General features: G+C 43.4%; 25 protein-coding genes and 3 tRNA genes. 19 read left to right on the plus strand and 9 right to left on the minus strand.

What is annotated here, in order from left to right:
• Positions 1–10: 10 nt before the first annotated feature.
• From J8Z24_RS00840 to J8Z24_RS00855, 4 genes are all read right to left on the minus strand, one after another.
• Positions 11–1,105: an ABC transporter substrate-binding protein gene (locus tag J8Z24_RS00840; protein ID WP_176032911.1), complete on the minus strand. Its 1,095-nt coding sequence runs from the start codon at positions 1,103–1,105 to the stop codon at positions 11–13.
• Positions 1,086–3,155, minus strand: a complete 2,070-nt coding sequence (locus tag J8Z24_RS00845) for a GNAT family N-acetyltransferase (RefSeq protein WP_252095119.1) — start codon at positions 3,153–3,155, stop codon at positions 1,086–1,088. The genes J8Z24_RS00840 and J8Z24_RS00845 overlap by 20 nt, the downstream gene beginning before the upstream one ends.
• Positions 3,133–5,298, minus strand: a complete 2,166-nt coding sequence (gene uvrD, locus J8Z24_RS00850) for a DNA helicase II (protein ID WP_176032909.1) — start codon at positions 5,296–5,298, stop codon at positions 3,133–3,135. Before uvrD ends, J8Z24_RS00845 begins: the two co-directional genes overlap by 23 nt.
• Before the next feature lie 139 nt (positions 5,299–5,437).
• Complete coding sequence (locus tag J8Z24_RS00855; RefSeq protein ID WP_176032908.1) at positions 5,438–6,385, minus strand: chemotaxis protein CheV; 948 nt, start codon at positions 6,383–6,385, stop codon at positions 5,438–5,440.
• Between the two features lie 122 nt (positions 6,386–6,507).
• Here J8Z24_RS00855 and J8Z24_RS00860 point away from each other — a divergent pair, with 122 nt between their 5' ends.
• Positions 6,508–7,587, plus strand: coding sequence for a potassium channel family protein (locus J8Z24_RS00860; protein WP_252095120.1), 1,080 nt, complete (start codon positions 6,508–6,510; stop codon positions 7,585–7,587).
• A gap of 170 nt (positions 7,588–7,757) precedes the next feature.
• Here J8Z24_RS00860 and J8Z24_RS00865 read toward each other — a convergent pair whose 3' ends face one another.
• Complete coding sequence (locus tag J8Z24_RS00865; RefSeq protein WP_176032906.1) at positions 7,758–8,219, minus strand: EVE domain-containing protein; 462 nt, start codon at positions 8,217–8,219, stop codon at positions 7,758–7,760.
• 125 nt (positions 8,220–8,344) lie between these two features.
• Here J8Z24_RS00865 and tesB point away from each other — a divergent pair, with 125 nt between their 5' ends.
• The 8 genes from tesB (at position 8,345) to J8Z24_RS00905 (ending at position 15,729) form a co-directional block, all read left to right on the plus strand.
• Positions 8,345–9,202, plus strand: coding sequence for an acyl-CoA thioesterase II (gene tesB / locus J8Z24_RS00870; protein WP_128731758.1), 858 nt, complete (start codon positions 8,345–8,347; stop codon positions 9,200–9,202).
• A 347-nt stretch (positions 9,203–9,549) separates the two neighbouring features.
• The gene (locus J8Z24_RS00875; RefSeq protein ID WP_252095121.1) at positions 9,550–10,218 is read left to right on the plus strand and encodes a CsgG/HfaB family protein; all 669 of its coding nucleotides are present in this window, start codon (positions 9,550–9,552) and stop codon (positions 10,216–10,218) included.
• A 34-nt stretch (positions 10,219–10,252) separates the two neighbouring features.
• The gene (locus J8Z24_RS00880) at positions 10,253–10,597 is read left to right on the plus strand and encodes a DUF4810 domain-containing protein (protein ID WP_147390096.1); all 345 of its coding nucleotides are present in this window, start codon (positions 10,253–10,255) and stop codon (positions 10,595–10,597) included.
• A gap of 1 nt (position 10,598) precedes the next feature.
• Positions 10,599–11,258, plus strand: coding sequence for a DUF799 domain-containing protein (locus J8Z24_RS00885; RefSeq protein ID WP_176032905.1), 660 nt, complete (start codon positions 10,599–10,601; stop codon positions 11,256–11,258).
• An 85-nt stretch (positions 11,259–11,343) separates the two neighbouring features.
• The gene (locus J8Z24_RS00890; protein WP_125251370.1) at positions 11,344–12,144 is read left to right on the plus strand and encodes a VOC family protein; all 801 of its coding nucleotides are present in this window, start codon (positions 11,344–11,346) and stop codon (positions 12,142–12,144) included.
• 132 nt (positions 12,145–12,276) lie between these two features.
• Complete coding sequence (locus J8Z24_RS00895) at positions 12,277–12,942, plus strand: SDR family oxidoreductase (protein WP_176032904.1); 666 nt, start codon at positions 12,277–12,279, stop codon at positions 12,940–12,942.
• An 84-nt stretch (positions 12,943–13,026) separates the two neighbouring features.
• Positions 13,027–13,395 (plus strand): hypothetical protein, encoded by a 369-nt coding sequence (locus J8Z24_RS00900; RefSeq protein WP_125251372.1) that lies wholly within the window; start codon positions 13,027–13,029, stop codon positions 13,393–13,395.
• Positions 13,396–15,729, plus strand: coding sequence for a fatty acid cis/trans isomerase (locus tag J8Z24_RS00905; RefSeq protein ID WP_176032903.1), 2,334 nt, complete (start codon positions 13,396–13,398; stop codon positions 15,727–15,729). It abuts the gene before it with no gap.
• 51 nt (positions 15,730–15,780) lie between these two features.
• Here J8Z24_RS00905 and J8Z24_RS00910 read toward each other — a convergent pair whose 3' ends face one another.
• On the minus strand, positions 15,781–16,407 hold the full coding sequence (locus J8Z24_RS00910) for a peroxiredoxin-like family protein (RefSeq protein WP_176032902.1): 627 nt from the start codon (positions 16,405–16,407) through the stop codon (positions 15,781–15,783).
• A 113-nt stretch (positions 16,408–16,520) separates the two neighbouring features.
• Here J8Z24_RS00910 and J8Z24_RS00915 point away from each other — a divergent pair, with 113 nt between their 5' ends.
• Positions 16,521–17,141 (plus strand): dUTP diphosphatase, encoded by a 621-nt coding sequence (locus J8Z24_RS00915; RefSeq protein WP_252095122.1) that lies wholly within the window; start codon positions 16,521–16,523, stop codon positions 17,139–17,141.
• Here the strand turns inward: J8Z24_RS00915 and yrfG are convergent.
• Positions 17,138–17,794 carry a GMP/IMP nucleotidase gene (gene yrfG, locus J8Z24_RS00920; RefSeq protein ID WP_128730827.1) on the minus strand — a complete coding sequence of 219 codons (657 nt, stop codon included), beginning with the start codon at positions 17,792–17,794 and terminating at the stop codon, positions 17,138–17,140. The two genes, J8Z24_RS00915 and yrfG, sit on opposite strands and share 4 nt — an antisense overlap.
• Positions 17,795–17,855: 61 nt before the next feature.
• On the opposite strand from yrfG, the gene nudE reads away from it, so the two are divergent.
• The 6 genes from nudE to J8Z24_RS00950 all read left to right on the plus strand — a co-directional run bounded on the left by nudE (position 17,856) and on the right by J8Z24_RS00950 (position 21,988).
• Positions 17,856–18,419 (plus strand): ADP compounds hydrolase NudE, encoded by a 564-nt coding sequence (gene nudE / locus J8Z24_RS00925; RefSeq protein ID WP_125251377.1) that lies wholly within the window; start codon positions 17,856–17,858, stop codon positions 18,417–18,419.
• A 1-nt stretch (position 18,420) separates the two neighbouring features.
• Complete coding sequence (cysQ, locus tag J8Z24_RS00930) at positions 18,421–19,224, plus strand: 3'(2'),5'-bisphosphate nucleotidase CysQ (RefSeq protein ID WP_125251378.1); 804 nt, start codon at positions 18,421–18,423, stop codon at positions 19,222–19,224.
• Between the two features lie 237 nt (positions 19,225–19,461).
• A tRNA-Met gene (locus J8Z24_RS00935) sits at positions 19,462–19,538 on the plus strand.
• 162 nt (positions 19,539–19,700) lie between these two features.
• A tRNA-Met gene (locus J8Z24_RS00940) sits at positions 19,701–19,777 on the plus strand.
• Positions 19,778–19,938: 161 nt separating this feature from the next.
• Positions 19,939–20,015 (plus strand) — tRNA-Met (locus J8Z24_RS00945).
• 380 nt (positions 20,016–20,395) lie between these two features.
• Positions 20,396–21,988: a methyl-accepting chemotaxis protein gene (locus tag J8Z24_RS00950; protein WP_252095123.1), complete on the plus strand. Its 1,593-nt coding sequence runs from the start codon at positions 20,396–20,398 to the stop codon at positions 21,986–21,988.
• 48 nt (positions 21,989–22,036) lie between these two features.
• Here the strand turns inward: J8Z24_RS00950 and J8Z24_RS00955 are convergent, their stop codons facing one another.
• Entirely contained in the window at positions 22,037–23,221 is a 1,185-nt protein-coding gene (locus J8Z24_RS00955; protein WP_147390653.1) for a dipeptidase, read from the minus strand.
• 177 nt (positions 23,222–23,398) lie between these two features.
• Here J8Z24_RS00955 and J8Z24_RS00960 point away from each other — a divergent pair, with 177 nt between their 5' ends.
• The 3 genes from J8Z24_RS00960 to J8Z24_RS00970 all read left to right on the plus strand — a co-directional run bounded on the left by J8Z24_RS00960 (position 23,399) and on the right by J8Z24_RS00970 (position 25,936).
• Positions 23,399–24,040: a hypothetical protein gene (locus J8Z24_RS00960; RefSeq protein WP_252095124.1), complete on the plus strand. Its 642-nt coding sequence runs from the start codon at positions 23,399–23,401 to the stop codon at positions 24,038–24,040.
• A gap of 113 nt (positions 24,041–24,153) precedes the next feature.
• The gene (locus J8Z24_RS00965) at positions 24,154–25,230 is read left to right on the plus strand and encodes a sensor histidine kinase (RefSeq protein ID WP_252095125.1); all 1,077 of its coding nucleotides are present in this window, start codon (positions 24,154–24,156) and stop codon (positions 25,228–25,230) included.
• Positions 25,208–25,936, plus strand: a complete 729-nt coding sequence (locus J8Z24_RS00970) for a LytR/AlgR family response regulator transcription factor (protein ID WP_125254225.1) — start codon at positions 25,208–25,210, stop codon at positions 25,934–25,936. The genes J8Z24_RS00965 and J8Z24_RS00970 overlap by 23 nt, the downstream gene beginning before the upstream one ends.
• 3 nt (positions 25,937–25,939) lie before the next feature.
• Here the strand turns inward: J8Z24_RS00970 and J8Z24_RS00975 are convergent, their stop codons facing one another.
• The gene (locus J8Z24_RS00975) at positions 25,940–26,197 is read right to left on the minus strand and encodes a YheU family protein (RefSeq protein WP_125254224.1); all 258 of its coding nucleotides are present in this window, start codon (positions 26,195–26,197) and stop codon (positions 25,940–25,942) included.
• Positions 26,198–26,199: the final 2 nt, after the last annotated feature.

Here is a 26,199-nt window from a genome sequence, read left to right on the forward strand (position 1 = left end):
TAGAACATTATTAGAAAAATGAGCGGTAAACTGGCAATTTCTTTTGTCCAGGTTGCAACATAAATACATCACGAATAAGTTGGTTATTTTCTAACTGATCTTGTAACGCATTCAGTAGGCAGGTACTTTGCAGCGGCAACTGACAAGCTTGAATAGCGCTGGTGAGTAAATAGGCGTTGAGAAACCCTTCAAACACCTGTTCATTTAAGGGCAGGTTAGTTTGATTGATGGTCTGTCGGAAGTGATCACACAGTTGTGCTTTGCAAATCACAGGATCAGGGACAACTTCGGTGACGAGTACCTTAGGCTGTCCTTTGAGGCGGGCAAATAGCTCGTTAGAAGAAGCAAAAGAAACCGTTGCATAGTGTGCTTCTAACCCTGAAAATTTTGCTTGATTAATAAACTTGGCTAAAGGCTGATAGGTACCAACCATGGCAAACGCCTCTATTTTATGGCGCTTAGCTCGTTTCAGTGCTTTATCTATATCGTCACTATTACGCCTAAAGCGTGTAATAACAACAGGCCGCATGCCATGTTCTGACAAGGCTTTGGTCAGGCCTTTTTCAACCGTTAAGCCAAATTCATCTGCTTGAATAAGTAAAGCAATACGTTTGAATTTTAGCTCATCGACAAAGTAGTGAATGATATCTTGGGTTTCTTTATTGTAGCTGGCGCGTAGGTTGAATACATCGAAGGTAGTAGGGTTTTGTAAAAACTCAGCGCCTGTGTACGGCATTAATAAAGGGATATGGGAGTGCTCTAGTATGGGCTTAATTGCATAAGAGGTAGGGGTGCCCATTACTCCAAATAACGCATCTACTTTGTGCTCATAAATAAGCTTGCGTGCATTGATGACGGTTTTATGCGGTTCATAACCATCGTCTAAGGCTTCGAGCGTCACAGGCAACGCGTCAGCCGGTTTATGTTGATTATAGTGATCCAGGTGTAACTCTGCACCGGCTTTTAACTGCTGACCAATCTCCTGGGCTGGTCCTGAAAGTGCCGTCGACATTCCCATTTTGACCGCTTGTTTGGCAGATAATGGAAGGCTCGAGCTCAGAATCATGACTGCCAACAGCAGCAGTTTAATGCCGGAAATATTCATATACTTGCTGTAAGGCCTCTCTTAATTTAATAACTAATGCTTTTTTACCAGAAAGTCCTAGCATTTGCTGTACGACTTGGGTTGCATGCTGCTGTAATACTAGCCGAATAATTAATTCTGAGGAAATATTAGTTAAGCTTTTAACTAATATTGGTTGTAGTGTGACAAGTTGCCATAAAAAGGGGCATATTTGTTGTTCATTAGGTGTACTGTGTGAAAGAAAGTGCAGGTAGCTCAGTTGCTCACTACTTACTTGCTGTGATTGTAGTGTCGCCAAGACCGCTGTAACGGTACTAGTATCAAGGTGTTGATAAGTCGTACGTAACTGGTAGACAAACCCTTGCCTAAATAACGCTTGATAAGAAGCCGATATTGGCTCTTTTCTGGGCTTTAGAGCAATCAAGGCATATTCACCGCTGGCTTTATCTTGTTTAAAACCGATTTTTAAAGGTTGGTATCCTTGCTGATGCCAAAATGTCAGCAACTCGGTGGTGAGGCCAAAACTGGTACCAACTGCGCTGATATGCCTAGGCAACGAGTTCTCAACAGCGCTTAATAGTTGGCTGCCAATCCCGCGACGCTGCATATCTGGGTGTACTGCAATACGGATAATGCGAGCATGATGAGCGCTAACAAAGTGGCGATCGCCGTAGGTGGTGGCGAGCTGTTGTGACATCAGGTGCCCAGCTGGCCTGCGCTTACCATTGATAATATCCTGCGCCAATGGGTCAGGCATTCCGCCTTCTAATACCGCGAGACAAATTGCTACCAACTGATCATCGCAAAAAGCGCCGTACAGGTACAGATCTGGTGCATCTAACAGTTGTCTCAAATCATCAACACTGGTTTGATAATGCGCCAATACTAACAAAGAAAACACCTGTTCAAGCAATGTGTTATTCGTAGCCAATTCGGCTTGTGTAATTGCGCGCATTGAGTACTGATAAGAGGAGGAGGGCGGTTTGATTTTACACTCTAACGCGAATAACCGCCGAATTTGTTGCTCTAATGGATCATTGGACGCATAACGAATAGGTGATGTTAGAGTGAAATCAAGATGTTTTGGGTAGTGGGTGGCAAGGTGGCGTTTAAACCTTAAGGTATAGCCCCGGCCATTTCCTTCATAACCTACTAAGGTACTCGAAAATACACAACGAAAGCCAAGCTGCGCAACTTGAATTAAAAAAGGCACTGGCAGTGTGGCTGCTTCGTCTATCAACAAAATCGTATTGCTATCCAGAGATGGCGCTTGCTGTAGTAACGCATCTGGTGCTAGATAACTTAGATTGGCGAGTGTTTTGCTATTGTGCTTGACGGGCTGATTGAGTGTATTCGCACGCATCGCAAAACAACTGTGCAAAGCATGGAAATGACGGCTGCAAATAACAAATGGTTGTTCAGGCAGCTTTGCTGCTAGTAACCCTAAAAGCGCACTCTTACCGCGTCCGCGATCGGCACTGAGCAAGATAGGAGTATGGTTATTTATTAGTGCACTAGTGATGCGGGATAATACGTGTTGCTGCGCTTCGATACCGCACGTCGTCGGGCCCGATGGGTGGTAATTTTTGGGCAGCGAGCTTTCGTGTTTTTCGCTAATTTGCCAAGCTGGTTGGTGCTGCCATAGTTGCTGCCATCGGTTTAAAAAGTAGCTGTGTGTTGGCGTATACCCCTCTGAACTCCAGCGTTGAATTGCGGAGTCTATCCAGTGTTCCAGCTCGCTCAACTCAGGAAGTAGTAGTACAAACAAACCGCCCGCTTTTACGGTACCGGCAGCTGCTGCGATTTTGTTGGGGAGAATCCCACTAAAGCCATCGTAAATTAGGTGGTCAAACTCTTGTCCAAGTATTTGATGTAAGTGATCCGGCCATATTGCTTGGCTAAGTAATTGGTTATTACTGAGCACCAAACAGTCACTTGATTGCGTAAGCAGTTGTTCAGATTGTTGATAACACCAAGCTTGGCGACCAGTGACGAGCAACAGCTGCCGATGGCGGGCATCAGCAAGCTGTTTGAGTAAGGTTGGGAGGTTAGAGTGCTTGTAATCTAGCATAGGCTGTCACTAACCACTTGCTACCCACGTCATCAAAATTGACTTGAATACGTGATTGCGCTCCTGCGCCTTCGTAATTCAATACGGTGCCTGCACCAAACTTCGCATGTAGTACACGTTGTCCAAGGTTGAAGCCACTTTCTTCAAAAGTTGCATGGCTGATTGAAGGGCTGAATCTCCCCGTATTTGCAGGGCGAGAGATTTGCGTTTTAATTCGGATCTCTTCCATACAGTCTTCAGGGATTTCTCGGAGGAAACGTGATGGGCTGTGGTGCTTTTCTTGACCATATAAACGCCGACTTTCTGCATGGCTAATGTAAAGCTTATCCATGGCGCGTGTCATACCAACGTAGCAGAGGCGGCGCTCTTCTTCTAGTCGACCGGACTCTTCATTACTTTGCTGTGATGGAAACATGCCTTCCTCCACACCAACCATAAATACTAAGGGGAATTCTAGACCTTTAGCTGAGTGCAGCGTCATCATTTGCACAGCATCTTCGTGCTCGTCTGCTTGGCCTTCACCAGCTTCTAATGAGGTATAGGCTAAGAAGCCCTGTAGCGGTGAAGTGAAGTCTTCATCAATAGGCAGTTCATACTGACCACAGGCGCTGATGAGTTCTTCCAAGTTTTCCACTCGTGCGCGGCCTTTTTCGCCTTTTTCTGCTTGATACATGGCCATCAAACCTGACTGTTCAATCGCTGTCTGTGCTTGCTGCGCAAGTTCCAGTTCAGTGATTTTGTCGTCTAGTTGTTCGATTAAGTCGATAAACTTAGTGACTGCGGTGGCGGCTCGCCCTGCCAAATGTTTTTGCGCCAGCACTGCTTTTGCTGCATCCCAAAGTGACAAGGATTCATGACGTGCACAGTCGCGAATATGACTTAGGGTTTTATCACCAATCCCCCGTGCTGGAGTATTAATAACGCGCTCAAAGGCGGCATCATCGTTACGGTTACTGATAATGCGTAAGTAAGAAAGCGCATCTTTTATTTCTTGGCGTTCGAAAAAGCGCATACCACCGTAGATCCGGTACTTTAGTCCTTCTTGCAGTAGTGCTTCTTCTAATACCCGTGATTGTGCGTTATTTCTATACAGCACCGCGCTGTCGCTCAGCGCATTACCAGCTTGCAGCCATGACTTGATTTTACCCACGACAAATCTTGCTTCATCAAGCTCATTGAAAGCCGCGTAAATTGAAATGGGTTCACCTTGATTACCGTCCGTCCATAGGCTTTTTCCCATACGCTCTGAATTATTTTCAATTAGCGCATTTGATGCTTTTAGAATCGTCGCGGTAGAGCGGTAATTTTGCTCAAGGCGAATGGTCTGTGCGTTAAAGTCATCTAGGAATCGTTTGATGTTTTCAACTTTTGCACCGCGCCAACCATATATACTTTGGTCATCATCGCCTACGATCATGATGTTGTTTTCGCTTCCAGCAAGCAGGCGTAACCATAAGTATTGAATACTGTTGGTATCTTGGAATTCGTCTACCAGCATGTGGCGAAATCGCTGTTGATAATGACGCAATAAAGTCGGTTGTTGCTGTAACAGTTCATAACAGCGGAGTAAGATCTCAGCAAAATCAACCAAGCCGGCTCTGTCGCAAGCATCTTGATAAGCGCTGTAAACTTTTAACATCAGTTGTTCATTGACATCATATGCTTGAATATCTTTTGGCCTTAACCCTTCATCTTTTCGAGCACTGATATACCAGCTTAACTGTTTAGGTGGCCATTTTTTCTCATCGATATTCATAGCTTTGAGCAAGCGGCGGATCATCCGCTGTTGATCATCGCTGTCTAAGATTTGAAACGACTCAGGCAGTTTTGCTTCACGATGATGGGCGCGTAACATTCGGTGAGCAAGGCCGTGGAAGGTACCAATCCACATACCACCAACAGGAGCACTTATCGTTGCCTCGACGCGCGCACGCATTTCTTTGGCAGCCTTGTTGGTAAAAGTTACCGCGAAAATACTAAACGGCGAGGCATGTTCAACTTGCATAAGCCAAGCAATGCGGTGAACAAGTACTCGTGTTTTACCTGACCCCGCGCCCGCGAGCACTAACATGTTTTGCAGAGGAGCTGCGACTGCATCGCGCTGTTTGTCGTTAAGGCCGTCGAGTAGTTCTGATACGTCCATTGCTTTGCCTATTTGCTCAAATGATGGCAAGTATACCGAGTCACTGGGTTAAATCCCAGCATCTCGCTAAGTAAAGCAAGGCTTAGAAAAGCAACGCTATGATTTATAAGAAAAATAAAACTGTTTTTTTATACAGTGTTTATTTGTTTTCTAACACGTCTTTCAGGCGGCTCTGCACTTCGGTCACTAACAAGTCGGGCTGAAATTTTGACAAGAAGGCATTACATCCAACTTTTTCGACCATAGCATTATTGAAACTGCCGCTCAGTGAGGTATTAAGGATGACGTAAAGATCCTTTAGACGACTATCGTTACGGATCTCATAAGTCAGGCGATACCCGTCCATAACGGGCATCTCGGCGTCGGTGATAACTGCTAAGAGTTCGTTTTGTACATCAATGCCTTCATCGGCCCAGTGTTTTAGTACATTCAGCGCCTCTTGGCCATCAGTCGCTGGGATTATCTCGATTCCCAGCTGCGCTAATGTATCGGCCACTTGTCTGCGTGCGGTAGGGGAGTCATCCGCATGTAAAATCTTGCGACCATGAAATTCATTGATAATGGCTTTATCAAGAATACCTTGTGGGATCTCGACGGTGTACTCAACAATTTCAGCTAACACTTTCTCTACATCAATGATTTCAACAATATGCTCTACACCACTGCGTTGTATTTTAGTCAATGCAGTAAGGTAGTGGTTACGACCAACAGATTTGGGGGTCGGCATAATGTCTGACCAAGTGGTGTTAATTATTTGGTCGACTTTTCCAACTAAAAAGGCCTGAACCGAGCGGTTATATTCGGTGATGACTAGATTGCAATCTTTATCTCGTTCGCATGGCGGCATACAGATAGCTTGGCGCAGATCAATAACTGGGATCGACTCTCCGCGGATATTGGTTACACCGCACACTTTGGGATGGGCATTAGGCATCTTATTGAGGTGAGGGAGTTTAACGACTTCTTTTACTTTAAAGACGTTAAGCGCAAAAAAATGGCGACTATGAAGATGAAACAATAGTAGTTCAAGGCGGTTTTCACCCACCAGTTGCGTGCGTTGATCTACTGAGGCCAATACACCAGCCATGTTAACCCCTCATTACTTCTTGTAACCTTTTCTAAGACTATATCAAAGAAGTCGATATGTCGTGTTGTTTTTTGGGTAAAATCTACAGTATGGTAGCAGTATGTATATGATAGGGAAGTAATATGCCTATATTTTTTAAGCGCTTAGTTGTGTTGATGCGAGCTCATGTCGATAAAGCCAGTTGGCAGCTGTTGTTTACGGCAACGCTTATTCACATGTCGGTGACATGGGGGTTATTATGGCTCAGTAATGAAACGGCGTTATTGCCACTAAGTACATTTTTTTATTATTACGTCGTGACGACCTCTACGGTCGGGTATGGCGACTTTAGTGCAACAACAGACTTTGGGCGTTTGGTTGTGGCCATAATACAGATCCCATTTGGCCTAGCGCTATTTGGTGTGTTGTTAGGGAAAGCTGGACAGTTTGTGACGTTTTGGGTGAGAAGAGGCATGACAGGGGAAAAAGATTTCGCACACTTGCAAAATCATATTGTAATTTTTGGTTGGCATGATGTCAGAACAAAAAAGATGGTGGATTACATTTTAGGTGATAACAAGCGGGAAGAAAGAAAGATAGTACTGGCAGTTACTGACATGATGGAACATCCATTATTAAGTTATCCAGATGTCGCTTTTGCCAGATTAACAAGTTTTACTGATGACGAGCAATTAACCCGTATTAATATTGAGCGTGCCGACAAAGTCATTATTGACGGTGACGACGATAATCAAACTTTTACCACTGCTTTAAAACTGAGCCGAGTTGTAAAACCAGAAGCACATATCACAGCCCATTTTTTAGACGACAGTAAGGCACTGTTATTAAGAGAGCATTGTTCCAACGTTGAATGTTCAGCGTCGATGTCTGCTGAAATTTTGGTGCGTGCCATGCAAGACCCTGGGTCAAGTAGAGTACAGGAAGAGTTATTATCAACACTACATGGTGACACACAATTTAGCTTGACCATTCCCGTTGAGGTCGGCAGCTTAACCTTTGAGGATATTTTTGGTTACTTCAAGCAGCATCATGACGCGACCTTATTGGGCGTTGCGCATGATCTCAATGGCTTAAATATGGACCTTAATCCGCCTTTGGATTACCGCATTAGTGGAGGTGATATTTTACATTATATCGCGCCACAGCGTGTATTGGCATCAGAGGTGAATTGGCCAGGGTTATGTTCGAAACCCCACTGTTAATCTTCGGTGCTGTGTGTGCTTCCTGTCACTTTGGTTGCAGGAAGTAAACGCACGAAAGGTCATGAGAAAAATGGGTGGCTAATCGGAACATTATTGTTTTCATGGGTCGCCTTGCTGCTTTATATCAGTATTGTCCCTAAACATGGGTGGAATAAAAATAGGAGCAAGCGTTAGCTCGCTCCTGACATTGCTAATATGGCGTGCCATTCAACATCCACAACTGGCATGACAGATAGCCGACCTGCTTTTTTTAGCGCAATTTCCGTTAATGCTGGATTTGCCTTGATGGCTTGAAGTGTGACAGGGCGCAAATGCCTCTCATAAGCTAAAGTGACCCCGACCCAGCGCGGGTTATCTGTAGAGGACTTTGGGTCGTAGTAGTCACTGTTGAGATCAAACTGATGAGGATCTGGAGTTGCTGCCTTTATCACTCGGGCAATACCAACTACCGCGGGTACTTTGCAACTGGAATGATAAATAAACACCAAATCGCCTATCTTCACTTCATCACGCAAAAAATTACGAGCCTGATAGTTGCGGATCCCTTCCCAAAAAGTCCGCTGTTCAGGTGCATTTTTGAGATCATCAATTGAGAAAGCATCAGGTTCAGTTTTAAACAGCCAATAAGCCATATGGGTTAGTCCAATAGGTTGAGTTATGATGTATTATACTCATTTGAGCAATGTATTTGGATTGGTCAAGGTATTACGTCATTATATCTACTATTGCCAGTTCTACTAGACGTTCGGAGCGCAGCATGAGTCAAGTATTACAAAACCTATTGGATCTTCTTAGCCTCGAGGAGATCGAGCAAGGCATCTACCGTGGGCAGAGTCAAGATCTGGGCTTTCCGCAAGTATTTGGTGGTCAAGTGATGGGACAGGCATTGTCTGCGGCGAAATATACCTTGCCTGAAGGTCGGTATGTTAATTCACTCCATTCGTACTTCTTACGTCCAGGAGATGCGAGTAAGCCGATTGTTTATGATGTTGAGAATATTCGTGATGGGCGCAGTTTTAGCACACGCAGAGTTAGCGCTATTCAGTATGGCAAGCCGATTTTTTACATGACTGCGTCATTTCAAGGGGATGAGCCAGGCTTGTCTCATCAGTCCTTAATGCCAGATGTACCAGAGCCGGAGAGTTTAAAGTCATCGCTTCATTTTTATCAGGAACATACAGACTTAATTCCAGAAACGTTGCGCGCCAAATTTACGCAAGAAATGCCCTTGGATATGCGCCCAGTTAACTTCCAAAATCCTTTTCAGCCTAAAAAGCAATCACCGGTTAGGAACGTCTGGTTTAAAGCTAATGGTGAGATGCCCGACGACCGTCGAATACATAACTATTTATTGGCGTATGCGTCAGACTTTGAGTTTTTGCCAACTGCATTGCAACCACACGGGCTGTCGTTTATGCAGCCGAATATGCAGGTTGCAACCATTGATCATGCGATGTGGTTTCATCGTCCATTTAGAATGGATGAGTGGATTTTGTATAGTGTGGATAGTCCGAGTGCTTCTAATGGCCGTGGTCTTGTCAGAGGGCAGTTTTTTAATCGTCAAGGTGAACTTGTGGCCTCTACTATCCAAGAAGGGGTTATGCGCCAACGTTGATTTGTAGAAAAGTGTAAATTGGCTTCAATATCATACCTTTTTTGTTTAGTGCCGCGAATGGCACTAAGCACCACTCTCCTCTTTCTTCTTTAACACCTTGTATATAAATAACTATTTTCTATAAACCTAGCTAGGTTTAATGCGCTTTGCTGCAAAAGGCAAACAGGTGGCACAAGGCTATACTTAGTATGTCTTGTTACGACTTCACCAAATGTAGTGTGAGGTACACCTTTGACAAACAAAAATTAACATCAAAGCGCATCAAGTTTGATTACATTAGTTAGCAACAAGGCACAGATTATTCTGGGCTGTTTTTACAAGGCCTGAACCTCATTAGGAGATAAACAATGAACAAACAACTCGTGACTGTATTTGCGCTAACTTTTATTGGACTGACTGCGGGTTGCGCAACGGAAGCATCAAGAACACTCGAGAGCCCAAAAGTGGCAACATATAACCAAGCTTACAATGGCCCGAAGAGCCAGTTAGCGGTTGGTAAGTTACAAAACCGCTCCGCTTATCTCAACGGTGTTTTTAATTCTGGCGCCGATCGTCTTGGCTCTCAGGCTAAAACGATTCTTACTACGTATCTGCAACAAAGTAATCGATTTGTCGTGCTAGATAGAGAAAATATGAGTGAAATTTCTCAAGAAGCGGGCTTTTCAGGGGCAAAACAAAAGATCAAAGGCGCTAATTTTGTGGTGACTGGTGATGTATCTGAGTTTGGTAGAAAAGAAGTTGGTGATAAACAATTATTCGGCATTTTGGGTAAAGGTAAATCGCAAGTTGCGTACGCCAAAGTCAACTTGAATATTGTTGATGTTAACAGTTCGGAAGTTGTGTACTCGGTACAAGGCGCTGGTGAATATAGTTTATCTAATCGTGAAGTAATAGGGTTTGGTGGTACTGCCAGTTATGACTCAACGTTAAACGGTAAAGTATTGGATTTGGCCATTCGTGAAGCGGTTAACAACTTAGTAAATGGTATTGAACAGGGCGATTGGCAGCCTTTATAAACCCATTTAGCGCAATCTAATATTCAGGTAAATTATGAAAAAAACGATATTTTTGGTGGTGTTGCTATTGGTATTGTCAGGGTGTCAAAGTACAACACCGCAATATTATTACGGCTCTTATGAGCGCAATGTCTACGCGTTTTTTCGTGGCGATATGGCGGCACTGAATGAACAAATCGCCGAATTAGAGTCTGATATAGCACGTGCTGAAGCTAACCAATTGAGTCCTGCGCCGGGAATGTATGCTCACCTTGGATATTTACATTTACTTCAAGGTGATCAAACAAAGGGATTTAGTTATTTTGAGCAAGAGAAGCAGCTGTTTCCTGAGTCTCAGCACTATATTAACTTTCTCATGGTCAATGCACAGGGAGAATAATATGAAATGGTTCAGGTGCGCGTTGGTATTCGTTACGTTGACTTTGCTAAATGGCTGTAAAACGTCACCAAGTCAAGACTATAGCGCTTTTATTCAAAGTGATCCTAAATCCATCTTGGTATTACCGCCAATCAATAACTCAAATGAAGTTATTGCACCTTACAGTGTGATGGCAACCGTAATACAGCCTCTGGCTGATTCGGGGTACTATGTGTTTCCAGTATCGTTAGTGCAAGAGACATTTAAAAGTAATGGCCTTGCAATTGCACACGACGTTCATAATGTAGCGCCTAGCAAGCTGCACGAGATATTCTCTGCAGATGCTGCTTTGTATATTGAAGTTCAAGATTATGGAACTTCTTATATTGTGATCGATAGCGACACTAAGGTTGCATTATCTGCAAAGTTAGTCGATCTACAAACTGGTCAAGTGATCTGGCAGGGACACGCTCAAGCTGCTAGTAGTGAAGATCGCGATGATAATGATAACAGTCTAGCAGGCGCTTTAATTGGTGCAGTGCTGAATCAAGTGATTGAAAGTACCTTCGATATGGGCTTCGAAGTATCACAAGAGGCATCTCAGCGCTTGCTATCTGCAGGGTCAACAAATGGTTTGCTGTATGGCCCTCGCTCGCCCAAGTACGGTCAATTAAAGGAATAACCCTTGGTTATCTGACTTAGCAGCACTTCATTATTACCAGAACACTGCTATATTCACTTGACTAGGTTTCATTGGAGAAATGGTGATGTCAGTTGTCAGCGAATTTAGACCCGGTTACTTTTGTTGGATTGAGTTGTGCTCAAGTGACTGGAAATCAGCAAAACCCTTTTATAGTCAGTTATTCGATTGGCAGATTCTAGATCAGCCGATAGGTGAAGATTGTTATTACACTATGCTGCAAAAAGGCGCCGATGATATAGCTGCGATGTATCAGATGACAGCTGAGCAGCAGAAAAACGGCGCAGTGAGTCATTGGCTTGCTTATGTTGCAGTAACCCATGTCGATAACAGTGTGGCTCGTGCTGTGGAATTAGGTGCAAAAGTGTTGGCAGGGCCCCATGATGTAGCTGGTGCTGGGCGCATGGTAATGTTGCAAGAGCCTGGGGGTGCCATTTTTGCATTATGGCAAGAAGGTGGGCATATCGGCACACAACGTCAGCTAGAAGCTAATACCCCTTATTGGTTTGAACTGGTGAGTAAAAATAGTCAGAAAAGTCGCGATTTTTATACTTCGTTATTTGATTGGCAAGTTGAAACCAAAGATATGGGGGAGATGGAATATACGCTATTTAAAGTCGATGACCACCCGGTTGCAGGGATGATAGAAATGACTGCAGAGTGGGGGGAGGATATTCCGCCACATTGGATGGTATACCTTGCTGTATTAGATTGTGACAGTAAAGCAGCGCACGCGCAAAAGCTAGGTGGTGAAATATGTGTGCCACCAACAGATGTGCCTGAAGTTGGGCGGTTTTGTGTCATTACAGATCCACAAGGGGCGGTTTTTTCTATGCTTGAGTCTGCAACGGATGATATTTGCGCATAAAATCTGACTTTTCACCCTAGTATGACTATTGTATCGATTTTTCGTGACTTATAAATTCAGGCTCGATTGATCTTGAGTTTGGTACACTCACACCAATAGTAATACTTTGAGCAATAAAATGAGGAGAAGGATATGGCATTGCATGTTTTGGTGACAGGTGCAAATCGTGGGATTGGATTAGAGTTTTGTAAGCAATATCAAGCGTTAGGCTGTGAGGTAACGGCTGTTGTTCGTAATACTTCAGAAGAGCTAGAAGCATTAGGGATCAACACGATTGAAAATATTGATGTTGCTACAGAAAATGGCGTTAAAAAGCTGCTGGCGGCACTGGGCACAAAACAAGTGGATGTGCTGGTGAACAACGCTGGGGTGTTCCACAATGAAACGCTCGCAGATATGGATTTTAAAACTCTTGAGCAACAGTTTCATGTCAATGCGATGGGGCCAATTCGGGTTACTCATGCGCTCTTAAAGAACTTCAGTGCAGGCAGTAAAGTTGCGATGATAACCAGCCGAATGGGTTCCATTGCTGATAATGGTTCTGGTGGATATATTGGTTATCGTATGTCAAAAGCGGCACTCAATGCTGCGAGCGTGAGCATGGCTCATGAACTAAAAAATCAGGGAATTTCGGTTGGACTGTTCCATCCGGGGTTTGTGCAAACGCAAATGGTTGGGTTTGCTGGAGATATTACCCCGGATGTCGCCGCTGAGCGTTTAATTAAAAGAATTGAACACTTGAACATCGAAAATAGTGGAGGCTTTTGGCACTCTAACGGTGAAACCTTACCTTGGTAAATGGGGCGCTTTGTTGCGCTCTTTTTCAGCTATCAGCCATCTAGCTGTGCTAATATAAAGTAAATACTCAGATGGTAACCTTTGATGGAATTACAACAAGATACCCCCTTGTCACTACCGCTTTTTTTGTTAGATGACAATATTGAAAATCGTGACGTTAATGTTCCAGACGCCGAAGTGTCTGTGATCTTGAGTGAGAACTTACTTGCTCACTTATGTCAGAACCCTAAAGAAGATGAAAATATCAGCTTGCATATTGATGACTATGAGCTTCTTAATATCAGTGCGAATGTCACCGCGTTGCTAGAAGCAGGCCATCAACTGCAACTGTTGCTTAACCGAGGTCCCGTACTTAGCGCTGTATTGAGCACCGAAGGTGAGGCATTATTTGTTTCTCCTCCGATGGAAATGTTACCTACATTTGACCTAGGCTTAGATGACGAGGACGAGTAAATGTCTAAACGTGTATTGTTTTGTGCGCTGATGCTCACTGTGTTATCGGGTTGTGTGGCGCTCGGCGTTTCCAAGTACGACGACATGTTTGGCCCTGAGCAGCCGCAAGCACGGATTGAGCAGCACCATCAAAGCGGTACACGTTATTTGCACACGGTGAAGCCTATTTTAGAGTCCCGCTGTGTGGTGTGTCATGGTTGTTATGATGCGCCTTGCCAGCTTAAGCTATCCTCCCCCGAAGGGATCGATAGAGGGCTTTCGAAGGAGCTTGTATACGATGGCACACGGCTGCTAGCACAAACGCCAACACGCTTGTTATTTGATGCACAAACTACAACACAATGGCGTGAACGAGGCTTCACAGCAGTACTGAATGAGCGCCAACAGTCTGACTATAGCAACCTTGCAGGTAGTGTGCTCTACAACAGTTTGCTGCTCAAAATGTCTCACCCCTTCCCGAAGCAAGGTATATTGGGTAAAGAGTTTGACTTTTCTCTTGATAGGGAGCAATCCTGTCCAACCATGGATGAGTTCTCTGCACTGGCGAAGCAACAGCCACATGCCGGTATGCCTTACGGGCTGCCCGCTCTGAGCCATGATGAGTTTAAAACACTTGAACAGTGGCTAAAAAATGGCAGCAAAATGCAGCAAATAGCCGAACCAAGCGATGTTGATCAAAAAGAAGTGGCAAAATGGGAGCAATTTTTAAATCAAGATACCAATAAGCATCGCTTAGCAGCACGCTATATTTTTGAGCATTGGTATCTTGCCCACATCTATTTTCCAAAAAGTGATGATGGTTCATTTTTTCAATTGGTGCGCTCCAGCACTCCCCCTGGGCAACCGATTGCGTTAGTGAAGGCAGTGAGACCGTTTGATGATCCAAAAATAGATAGAGTCTATTATCGTTTGATGCAAGTCCGCAGCACCATTTTGTCAAAAACACACATGCCATTAGCGCTCGATGACGCTAAGCTAGCTCGTTTACACCAGCAGTTTTATGCTGCTGATTATCAAGTACAATCACTGCCTGGCTATGAACCCGAGCTTGCAGCAAACCCATTCAAAGTATTCAAAGACATTCCAGTTAAATCCCGTTATCAGTTCATGCTAGATGAAGCTGAGCTTATTGTTAAAGGGTTTATCAAAGGGCCTGTTTGCCGTGGTCAAATCGCACTGAATGTTATTAATGATCACTTTTGGGTGGCATTTGTTGACCCTGAAAAAAACAGCAATGAAGCCGTTAATCAACTGCTGTTAAAACACGACGAGGATTTGGTCTTGCCTGCGGCGGAGCAAAGTAATGCGTTGCCACTTTCTAGTTGGGCAAAATATGCAAGTAAGCAACAAGACTATTTACGTGCCAAAACAGCACTTGCGGAAACGATGTTTGCTGATGGCCAGCGCCTCAATATGGACTTAATCTGGCGCGGTGAAGGAGAAAACCCTAATGCTGCGCTAACCATCTTCCGTCATTTTGACAGTGCGACAGTTGTGAAAGGATTTATCGGTCAACCACCTAAAACTACTTGGGTACTCGATTATGCTCTGTTTGAGCGCATTCACTATTTGCTGGTAGCGGGTTTTGATGTGTATGGCAACATTGGCCATCAGCTGATAACTCGCTTATATATGGACTTCTTAAGGCTAGAGGGGGAACAAAACTTTTTAAACTTGTTGCCGCTTAGCCACCGTCAAGAAATTAAGCGTCACTGGTATCGCAAATCACATTTGAGTTTAAGCGAGTTTATTAACCGCAAGTCTCTGATAGGTGCGCCAACGGGCATAAAATACAAAACTGACGACCCCAAGCAAGAACTATATCAGCAATTGCATACGGTGCTCGAACCTGTTCTTAATAAGGATTACGACTACCGTGTTGTCGGAAAACCTCTACAAGCACTAAACAGTATGCCCGTGGAAGCAATTAATCTGTTACCTCAGGTTTCGTTTATCATTACTAAGCAAAGTGACGGTTCACATCAAGCGTTCTCATTATTACACCACAATGCGCACTTCAATATTTCAAGCTTACTCAATGAAGAGGGCCAAAGAGCATATGCTGAAGACACGGCGACAATAGTCCCAGGTTTTATTGGCGATTACCCCGAAGCAATTTGGTACTTAGAAAACAAAGCAGCGCAAGAGGACTTTGTATCATTATTTAGTCAAATGACGAGTGAACCTGACTACCTTGCGCTACGAGCGCAATATGGTATTCGTAGAACTCACCCCGAATTTTGGCGCTATAGCGACTTAATCCACAAAATTGCCGAGCAAACACGTGGTGTTGAATATGGGTTATTTGATTACAACCGTTTAGAGAATCGCTAAAAAAATGGAGTCCTAGACTCCATTTTTTATAGTTACCTGAGGTTGAGAGGTTTAGAGCTGGCTTGCGGCTTTTACTGCGGCCAGTAATACGCTTTCGTCCAATCGTACTTTGTAATTAGGGTTTGCATATTGGAACTGAATTAAGCCTTTTTTATCAATTACAAATACCGCAGGCACTGGTAAAGCAACTTTGTCTTTGCCGTCTAAATCGACAAAATTTACGCCAAGCTTATTACGGTATGCCAGTGCAGTATTGTCGTCTAAAAAATAAGCAAGCCCAAGTGCTTGGCTCATCTGCATCTCATTATCAGACAACAGTTGGTAATGGGGTGACGCTACGGTGCTTTTTGCTAGCGCCTCAGGTGAGTCCGGGGAAATGGCAATGATTTGGGCGCCCATCTTGACCAACTGCGACTCAATTTCCTGGATCCCTGCAAGCTGTCTTGAGCAATATGGGCACCAGCCGCCACGATAGACCACAAGTACACTGATTTTTTCCCTGTAACGTGCTGCTAAATCTATCGTGTTGCCAGATTTATCTTTAAGGTGCAGTGCTGGAGCATTGATGCCAGGCAGAAGTGGACTGACTTTTTCAGGGGCTGCTGCAATATTGGTGACCTCAGCAGCGCTAAGAAAAGCTGAAAAAGCCAAGATGAAAAAGAAAATAAGTTGACGCATAAAAGTTCCTGAGGTTTGCAATTGAATTCGACTCAGAAGACCTAAGTTATGGCGAAAATCTTTCACTACGGTATGATATCGTCCGTAATTGATTTCCATGAAGAGAGAGCACAATGTCTGCTAACATCACTAAGCTTGTGGTAATGCTAGAAATGCAACATGCCATGAATACCAAAGTACACCAACAGTGGTTTGAACAAGGGTTTGAATGGTACCGTGCAATTTGGGTTGAGTGTGCAGAAATGCTAGATCATTACGGCTGGAAATGGTGGAAGAAACAAACGCCAGATACAGAACAAGTAATTTTAGAGTTGGTTGATATTTTTCATTTTGGCTTGTCTTTGCGTATTGATGGTGAAACTGCATTTGAGCAACTTGCATCGCAGCTAGAGCAAGAGCTGGCAAAGCCAATTAAGGCGGGAGACTTCAAGGAGACACTTGAGCTACTAGCAAGTGCCGCAGTAACAAAGCGTGAGTTTGATGCGCACGCGTTTGCCGGTTGTATGCAGCAAATTGGGATGTCTATTGATGACCTATACCGCGGATATGTCGGTAAAAACACCCTTAACTTCTTCCGCCAAGACCATGGTTATAAAGATGGTTCATATATTAAAGTATGGAATGGCAAAGAAGATAACGAGCACTTAGTTGAAGTAGTAAAAAGCCTAGACACCGCACATCCAGGCTTTAAAACACAAGTGTATGATGGCTTAAAAGCCCGTTACCCTGCTTAATAGATAGGTAGCAAAGTGCGATAGTCAGAGACTGAGAGGTATTCTTTGATCTCTCGATCTGGTTGCTGACTATCTGGATTGGCCACCGCGAGTAAGTGGCCAATGCCAAACTTTTTAGCGGCATTTAGCACGCTAATGCTATCGTCGACAAATAAAGTTCGAGACTTATCAAAGCCTAAGTCTTGCTCTACTTGATGCCATAACTCCTGACTTTCTTTACTTACACCGTACTCATGGGTGGACACTAACTTGTCTAGGTATTGATCAAACTGAGTGCGTTCAATCTTGAGACTTAAACTATTTGGGTGTGCGTTGGTTAACAAAATAAGCTGTTTGCCACTTTTTCTTAGTGCGTCTAAGAATTCAGGTACATCATCACGAACGGATATTAAATGTTGCACTTCACGTTTGAGTTCCATGATGGGGAGTTGGAGCTGCTCTTGCCAATAATCTAGACAATACCACTCAATTTGACCCATCACGGCTTCATAGCGTGCAAGAATATCAGCTCTGGCAGCCTCTAACGTGAGTCCTTGACGTTTGGCATGTGCTTTAGGCACAACGTCGAGAAAAAAATGATTATCAAAATGGAGGTCCAGCAATGTGCCATCCATATCTAACAACACGGTATCGATATTTGACCAATTTAGCATAGGCATTTAACTTCAAAGGCTTTATGATTAGATTATTGGTCATGATAGCAAATAATAATTTATGTCACACAAAAAGCACCCAACACCACCTGAAATTTTAGCATGCGATGTCGTTGCAAAAAGTAAACTATTTACAGTAGAAGCCCTTTCTTTATCATTTTCTAATGGTGAGCAGCGCGAATATGAAAGAGTTCGTGGTGGTGGCCGAGGTGCGGTAATGATAGTGCCAATAACAGCTGAGAATGAGCTATTATTAGTAAGAGAGTATTGTGCAGGAACACACGACTATCAGTTAGGTTTTCCCAAAGGTTTGATTGACCCTGGTGAAACTCCCATTGAGGCTGGAAACCGGGAACTAAAAGAAGAGGTTGGCTTTGGCGCAAATGCTTTTTCTGATCTCAAAGTCGTTTCTCTAGCTCCAAGCTACTTCAATGCTAAGATGCACATCCTGGTCGCCAGTGAGCTATATCCAGAACAGTTGGAAGGTGATGAACCTGAGCCTTTGGTAGTTGTGAAGTGGCCATTGGACAAGTTGGGGGAGTTGCTACATCAAGAGGACTTTACTGAAGCAAGAAGTGTTGCTGCACTATTGTTACTGAAAGCACACTTGAACTTGGAGGCGTAAATTGCAGTCGTTTTTAGAGCCTTGTATTACGCTAGCACAACGTGCTGGTGAAGCTATTATGTCAATTTATCAGGCAGATGATATTGGTAAAAAAGAGAAGTCGGATCACACTCCGGTTACCGCCGCAGACCTTGCTTCCAATGAAGTGCTCATGGCGGGGCTTGCTAAAATTGCGCCTGATATTCCAGTCATGTCAGAAGAAACCCCCATTCCTCCTCTACACGAACGTCAACACTGGCAGCGATATTGGTTACTCGACCCCATGGATGGAACTGGGGAATTTATTCTTGAAAGTGGAGACTTTGCGGTCAATATCGCTTTGATTGAGGATAACCATCCCGTGTTAGGTGTTATTTATTGGCCGTCACAAGGAGTGACCTATTATGCTAGCAAAGACAATGGAGCTTTTAAGCGTAAAGATGGTGGTGATAGCGAGCGTATTTTCGTTTCACCTAGAGAAACCCTTACTCTCGCGGTTAGTCGTAGGCAAAAGCTCGAAGCCGTAAGCCAGTATTTAAATAGCCAGTTTGATACGGTCGCGCTGGGTTCGTGTTCGTTAAAAGCCTGCATTATTGCAGAAGGTAAGGCTGATTGCTTTTTGCGTGTCGGGCCTACAGGTGAATGGGACACGGGTGCATCACAGGTGATTATTGAAGAAGCGGGAGGGTGCATTACTGATTCTGAGTTCAATCCGCTTACATATAACCAACGAGAAACGACAGAAAACCCAGATTTTATCGTGATGGGGCATCCTGATTGGCAATGGCAAAAATTGATCAGTCCGCATAATAGGATCGTAGACTAGTTAGGTGTCAGCGCCATGTTTGTAGGAATTTTGCGCACTTAAAAGCTTTTATGCGCTAAATCCCTTGCAATAAAATTTTAATCCATTATTATAGCGACCTCTTCAAAAGGAAGTCCTTTTAAAGAATATACAGGCGCGGGATGGAGCAGAATGATAAATCATTCGTCGGACTCGCTAAACCTGAAAGAGCCGAAGGTCGTCGGTACCCGACGATAATAAGTTCTAAAAATATACAGGCGCGGGATGGAGCAGCCTGGTAGCTCGTCGGGCTCATAACCCGAAGGTCGTCGGTTCAAATCCGGCTCCCGCAACCAATATTTTTTGGCTGTATTAGTCTCTTGTACAGAGACTTAAAAATAAGTACAAACTCAGGCGCGGGATGGAGCAGAATGATAAATCATTCGTCGGACTCGCTAAACCTGAAAGAGCCGAAGGTCGTCGGTACCCGACGATAATAAGCTCTAAAAATATACAGGCGCGGGATGGAGCAGCCTGGTAGCTCGTCGGGCTCATAACCCGAAGGTCGTCGGTTCAAATCCGGCTCCCGCAACCAATATTTTTTGGCTGTATTAGTCTCTTGTACAAAGACTTAAAAATAAGTACAAATTCAGGCGCGGGATGGAGCAGAATGATAAATCATTCGTCGGACTCACTAAACCTGAAAGAGCCGAAGGTCGTCGGTACCCGACGATAATAAGTTCTAAAAAATACAGGCGCGGGATGGAGCAGCCTGGTAGCTCGTCGGGCTCATAACCCGAAGGTCGTCGGTTCAAATCCGGCTCCCGCAACCAATACTTTAGAATCTAGTCGTTCAAGATTATGTTCTAAACACATTCAGTTCATATCCAATAAAGCCTCCAACTTACTCTCAATCAAATACAAGATATCCTCTGTAATTCTGCTTGGTTATTTTTTGATAAATCGATACTCATGAACATCATCCTGTCTTATACCAATTATCTTAATCATCCGAGGCTCAGGTCATTTAGTTGTTCTAAATAAGAAATCTTTAACGCAGTTAGCATCAGATTTACTCCTTCAAATTGAGCAAGTACTAAGGTTAATTTGGTATTAGTAATACTTCTCTTATCTTGCCACTAGAAAATGAATTATTTGTCTATAAATCTCCATATAGTCTAGGCTTTAACTATCTGTTTTTGTAAGGCTGTTGATGATGAATTTACATAGTATTAGAGTTAAAAGCTCATTGCCTACCGTGATGCTGGCGATCCTGCTGCTATTTGTATTTTTTGGTCTAACAACGTTATTGAGTAAGGTGCAATCTGCACTTGAAGTACAAACTGAAAACTACTTGCGTGCTGTGTCTGTCGTACTCAACGCTGACCGTGACTTCTACCAAGCTCAAGAGGCATATTTGATGTTACTCGCAGGGGAAGACAGGCGAGATGATTTTGAAGAAAACGCACAACAAGTAAAACAGCGCCATCAAAAGTATATTCAATTTATGCAGCTTCACCGTAGCGAATTAAACGCATTTTCTACGTTCGATACAAAATTTCAAAACTGGTACCGAGTGACATCTTCGAGTATCACAGCGCCCGAAGACAAGGTATTGCGGCTAGAGTCTGCGAAATTATTCAGTGCAGTTAGAGGGTTACTTGATGAGGCCGGAGAGTTTGCTGATGCAAAGTCTGCTGCTAGTCGAGCACAAGTTATTTCCGAGGTGACACAACTCAAGTGGAGCTTGGGTGTGGGGGCATTCCTATTACTCTCCATTGCATGTTGGATAGCCTACTGGATCCCAAAGCAGTTAGCCAACCAAATTAATTTTGTTTCAGACAGAATCGCCGAGATCGCTTCTGGTGATGGTGATTTGACAGGTAGGATAGAGACCAAAGGTAACGATGAGTTTGCAAAGCTGTCTCGCAACTTCAATCATTTTCTTGCAAGTTTACAAGCCATGGTGACCGCTGTAGTCACAGACGGGGGGGAATTATCCAAACTATCATCAAAACTAAGTAAATATGCGACTCAAAGCCACGATTTAGTTGATTCACTTGGCAATGCTTCGCACGCTATATTAGGTGCCATTCACCAGCTAAGCCATACTAGTGAAGAGGTTTCACACGTAGCTGAAAACTCTCTCAAAGAAGCTGAATCCTCACACCGCTATGCTGCACAAGGTAAAACGGTTCTAACCGACTCAAAGCAAAAAATAATGCAGCTTGCAGATAATATGCAGGCTGCATTAGCAAGCTCTATGGCGTTACAAAAAAATTCAGAAAATATTACTCAAGTGCTTGATGTTATTCGAGGAATTGCCGAGCAAACTAATTTGTTGGCACTCAACGCAGCTATTGAAGCGGCGAGGGCTGGCGAGCAAGGTCGTGGCTTTGCAGTTGTTGCTGATGAGGTAAGGTCACTAGCCACTCGAACACAAGACAGTACTAATGACATTCAAAAGATGTTAGAAGCATTTTCACATAGTGTTGAAGATTCACAGAAGACGATTGAAGATGGTAAAGAGTATGTGGATGTTGCTGTGGAAAGCTTTGCTAAGGCGACAGAGTTATTAGAGTTAATAGCGCAAAGTGCGGTAAAAGTAACGGAACTATCAGAGCAAACGGCTCATGCAACACAGCAACAAAACTGCGTATCGACTGAAATTAGCAGCAATCTAACGGACTTAAATGACAAGACATTGGATGGCGAGCGACTATCTGGAGAAACGCACCAAATTTCCGATGATGTATTGCGAGTAACTTGTAAATTAGTGGAAGAGTTATCTCAATTTAAAGTTTAAAGTTAGTTTATAAGGTGTGCTAAGTAGCACACCTTATAAATGCTGTGGTTATCTCGTAAACTTGCTTGCGTAAGCTTCAGCTTGTTTCCATACGCGCAAGGTGTTACCGCCTAAAATCTTTTTGATATCAGAATCGCTGTAACCTCTATCCAAAAGGCCTTGTACAAGATTTGGGTAGGTAGATACATCTTTCAGACCAACTGGTAGTGAGTCTCCCACACCATCGTAATCAGAACCGATCCCGACGTGGTCGATACCAATTAACTTCACAACATGGTCGATGTGGTCGAGTACTTGATCAAGGGTTGCAAACGGAAATGGATTTTTAGCTCTAAACGCAGCTCTAAAGTCAGTCGTGTCTTTACCTTTAGCTGCTTCTTGTGCTTTTTCTCGCTTATCATACCAAGCGCCAGCTTTTGCTGTTACAAAGCTTGAGCCAAAGTTTATTTGGATAACGCCACCATTTTTGGCCAAGGCTTTAAGCATGTCGTCATCCATGTTGCGTTCAAAGCCCGGCGTGTATTTACGAAGAGATGAGTGTGAAGCAACGACGGGCACTTTTGAAATTTCCATTACCTGATAAAACGCGTCATCGGAAATATGTGATACGTCAATAAGCATCCCAATCTTATTCATTTCAACAACAAGCTCTTTGCCAAATGGGCTCAAGCCTTTCCACTTGCGGCGAATATCATAAGAAGAGTCAGAAATATGATTACTCTGAGAGTGAGCTAACGTGATGTAGCGAACACCGCGGTCATAAAAATGCTTTAGGTTTTTCATCTCACCTTCAATCGGTGAGCCATTTTCCATTCCCATCGCGATAGACATAATACCGTTGCTAAACTGTTGGTATATATCATCGGTATTATATGCCATTGCAAATTTGTCTGGCGCGCGATGTGCTAATGCTTCCATACCATCAATCAGTTGGTTGGCGAGCTGATAGCTTTTTCCCTTACCTTCAAATTCTAAATTAGCAGGAATATAAATAGACATAAATGGCGCGTTTAGACCACCTTTTACCGCACGAGGATAATCAAAGTCACCGCCTTCGGTCGCTTGGCTAACGTCATCCCACTTATTTTTAATACGATATGGAACGTCGATGTGTGTATCAATTAGGATGTTATCGTGAGCGAGCTTAACTGCGCGTTCAGAGGCCTGATATTCAGTTGCATAAGCTGAAGAGACAGCCAGCGCTAACGCGCCAAGTGCAATGCCGAGCTTCATAGTATTGCCTTTCCTTTATAGTTATAGAGATCTGATTGTAACAAGTATACGTTCATCCTCAATATTTTACGTTTATCACTTTCTTTTACCGCTCGTCATTATCTACAACTCGAGTGCAGCGGATCTCGTTATTATTTTTTCCAGACAAAACAAGTAATGAAAATAAAGGAAAGAAAAATGAGAGCGTCACTACAAAAGAAAACACAAGCTATGTTATCACTTGCTTTATTGTTGGCTGGAGCGACTGTGCAAGCCAACACGTTTGAGGAAAATATCAATGTTGAAGCGTCAAATGTGATGGCGGGCGGCTTTGGTATCGATGCAATCTATATAGATGTAGACAATGCAGTGGCTGACTTTGGTGTGGGACTTAATTACCGTAAGGCCATTGATATTACGCCAACAAAGTCCAGCTATGTAGATACTGCGACTGCGTATTTTCGGGTAGATTATCGCATTGCTTCAAAAGAGCAGAACACGGTTGAGCAGAAAGAAATGGAATTTGGCTTGAATTTAACCTTTTCTGACTCGTTGCAAATATTTGCTGAAGTTGGTGTGCTATATGACAGCTTAGAGCTTTCTGGCCACGCTTCAACTACACAATATGATACATCAGCCTTGGGCATGCGTCTTAATTATTTAGATGACTTTACAATTGTACCAGCTATCGAATACAGAAATAGCGATCTAACAAGTGACTTTGGATACTCTATTACGTTTGAGAAAAAGGTCTCTGAGGGCGGGATCAAGCCAAGTTATGGTTATAAGCAAATTGGTGATGAGAAGAGTGTATTTGTTAACTTACTTTATCGTTTTTAATTCCATAAAAGGTTAACAAGTTGGCCTCTTTGAGACAAGTTTTGCGGTACTATTTATTAATTTTCAGTATGATGGCCTCCAACCAGATAAAAGATAAAAAGAGGAGGCCACCGATGCGTACATATTGGAAGTGTCAGATTTTTGTGTTCTTAGCAATGATCTCAACCAACATGTTTACTGCAATATTAATGTTTGATCTCGGTGATGAAAGATTATTTCTACTATTCCTTCGCACGATATTAGGTGCACTTAGTTTTATATTAATTAGTCACTTTGTACTTCGTAATTTTGCGAAACGCTGGGCAGTATATCGAGGTAAAGCGAGAGCGAACCTCCTTACATTGATGCTGATATCACTCATATGTGCTCCTTTGCATTTTGCGCTCGGCGTCAAACTTGTGAAGCAGGTTGTTACAATAGAAAGTACGGAAGAATTGTCTAGTCTAAGAATTCAAGACAACGATGAAGCGCTCGGAGGGGAAACAGTAAAAACCAGTGACTTGGCGACACTAATATTTTACATCGGCTACTTTTGGCTTTGGTCAGGTTGCTATTTGGGGATTGTTACAAGGCGGGAAAAGAGAGTGTTAGCAAAGCAACTTCAAGAACAACAGTTAGCCAATTTGATGAATCAGGTAAACCCTCACTTCCTTTTCAATTCCTTGAATACGATCCGAGCGTTGATTTATCAAGATAAAGACAAGGCCGCAGAAGTGGTAACTCAGCTCTCAGAGCTATTTCGCTACAACTTAATGCAGGATATGCGCGCACTGGTCACCTTAAAAGAAGAGTGGAAAGTATGTGAGGATTTTCTTGGTATAGAACAAGTGCGACTAGGTAAGCGCTTATCGGTTACAACTCAGGGACTAGAGAGCTTTTACAATATTCATATCCCCAGTATGTCGCTGTTTACTTTGTTAGAAAATGCGGTGAAACACGGTATTGCACATCTGCCAAAAGGGGGAGAAATTGCAATTCAGGTGGTTAGAAAAGCGCAAAATATTCACATCTCAATGACTAACCCGTATGATGCCACTCGTGTTCAAACCGGCACCCAGCAGGGGCTAAAGAACATTCAAGCACGTTTAGCCTTGATGTATAACAAGAGTGCAAAGTTAACAGTCAATGATGGAGGTGGGCTTTTCCAGGCCACATTGGAGATCCCGTATGAATCAAAAAACAACAATTAATGTGATGCTGGTTGACGATGAGCCGTTAGCAAGGGTGGAATTGAATCGCTTGCTAAAAGCTCACCCGCAAGTGAAAGTCGTTGCTGAAGCTGAAAACATTATGGACGCGGCACAATTACTAGAGCTACATACGATAGATGCCTTATTTTTAGATATTGAAATGCCTGGCGGTACAGGCATTGAGTTGGCGCAGCAACTGCAAGGCGAAATACCTATTGTGTTTTGTACTGCGTATAACGAGTTTGCTGTCGACGCTTTTTCTCTCAATGCAGTTGATTACTTATTGAAACCAGTGGTGGCTAATCGACTGCAAACCGCACTCGACAAGCTTCAGGCTTTGACCGACCAAAGCGAGTCTGCTGCTCTTGAGGATGAGTTTAAACTGATGGTAAAGATCGCAGATAAAATGAAGATTATTCAGCTTGGTGATATTACACGTTTTGAGAGTATTGGTAATCACGCTGCTATTTACACCGCTCAGGGTAAAGCTTACCTTCACAGCTCGTTATCTAAAATTGAAAGTAGGCTCAATCCTAACCAGTATTTCCGCGCAAGTCGTAGTGATATTATTCGCTTGGACGCCATTGAAGAGTTAGAAGAAACGATTAACTATGGTTTACAAGCACAGCTTACCTATGGTGGTGAAGTTGAAATCTCTCGTCGCCAAGCGGTTAAGCTTAAAAAGCAGATGAGTTTGGCGCTATAGCGCCTACTCTATGCTTTGATACTCGTAATCTTCCTGGGCCTGCATGGCTTGAAACTGCTGCTTACTCACAATATTTACCGATTCGTGTAGCTCAGAGAAAACGATAAGTGCATCGCCTGATTGCAGCTGTGCTTTTACTTGTGCAACTTTGCTTTCGGTACTGACCTCAATATCCCCATAATCAGTACCTTCACGTAGTACATAGTGTTCAATGAGATTATCTAAGGTTTCAGCTGGAATTTGCTGATATGGAATGAGCATAC

The sequence above is a fragment of the Pseudoalteromonas sp. SCSIO 43201 genome (assembly GCF_023716725.1).
GTDB lineage: Bacteria > Pseudomonadota > Gammaproteobacteria > Enterobacterales > Alteromonadaceae > Pseudoalteromonas > Pseudoalteromonas peptidolytica.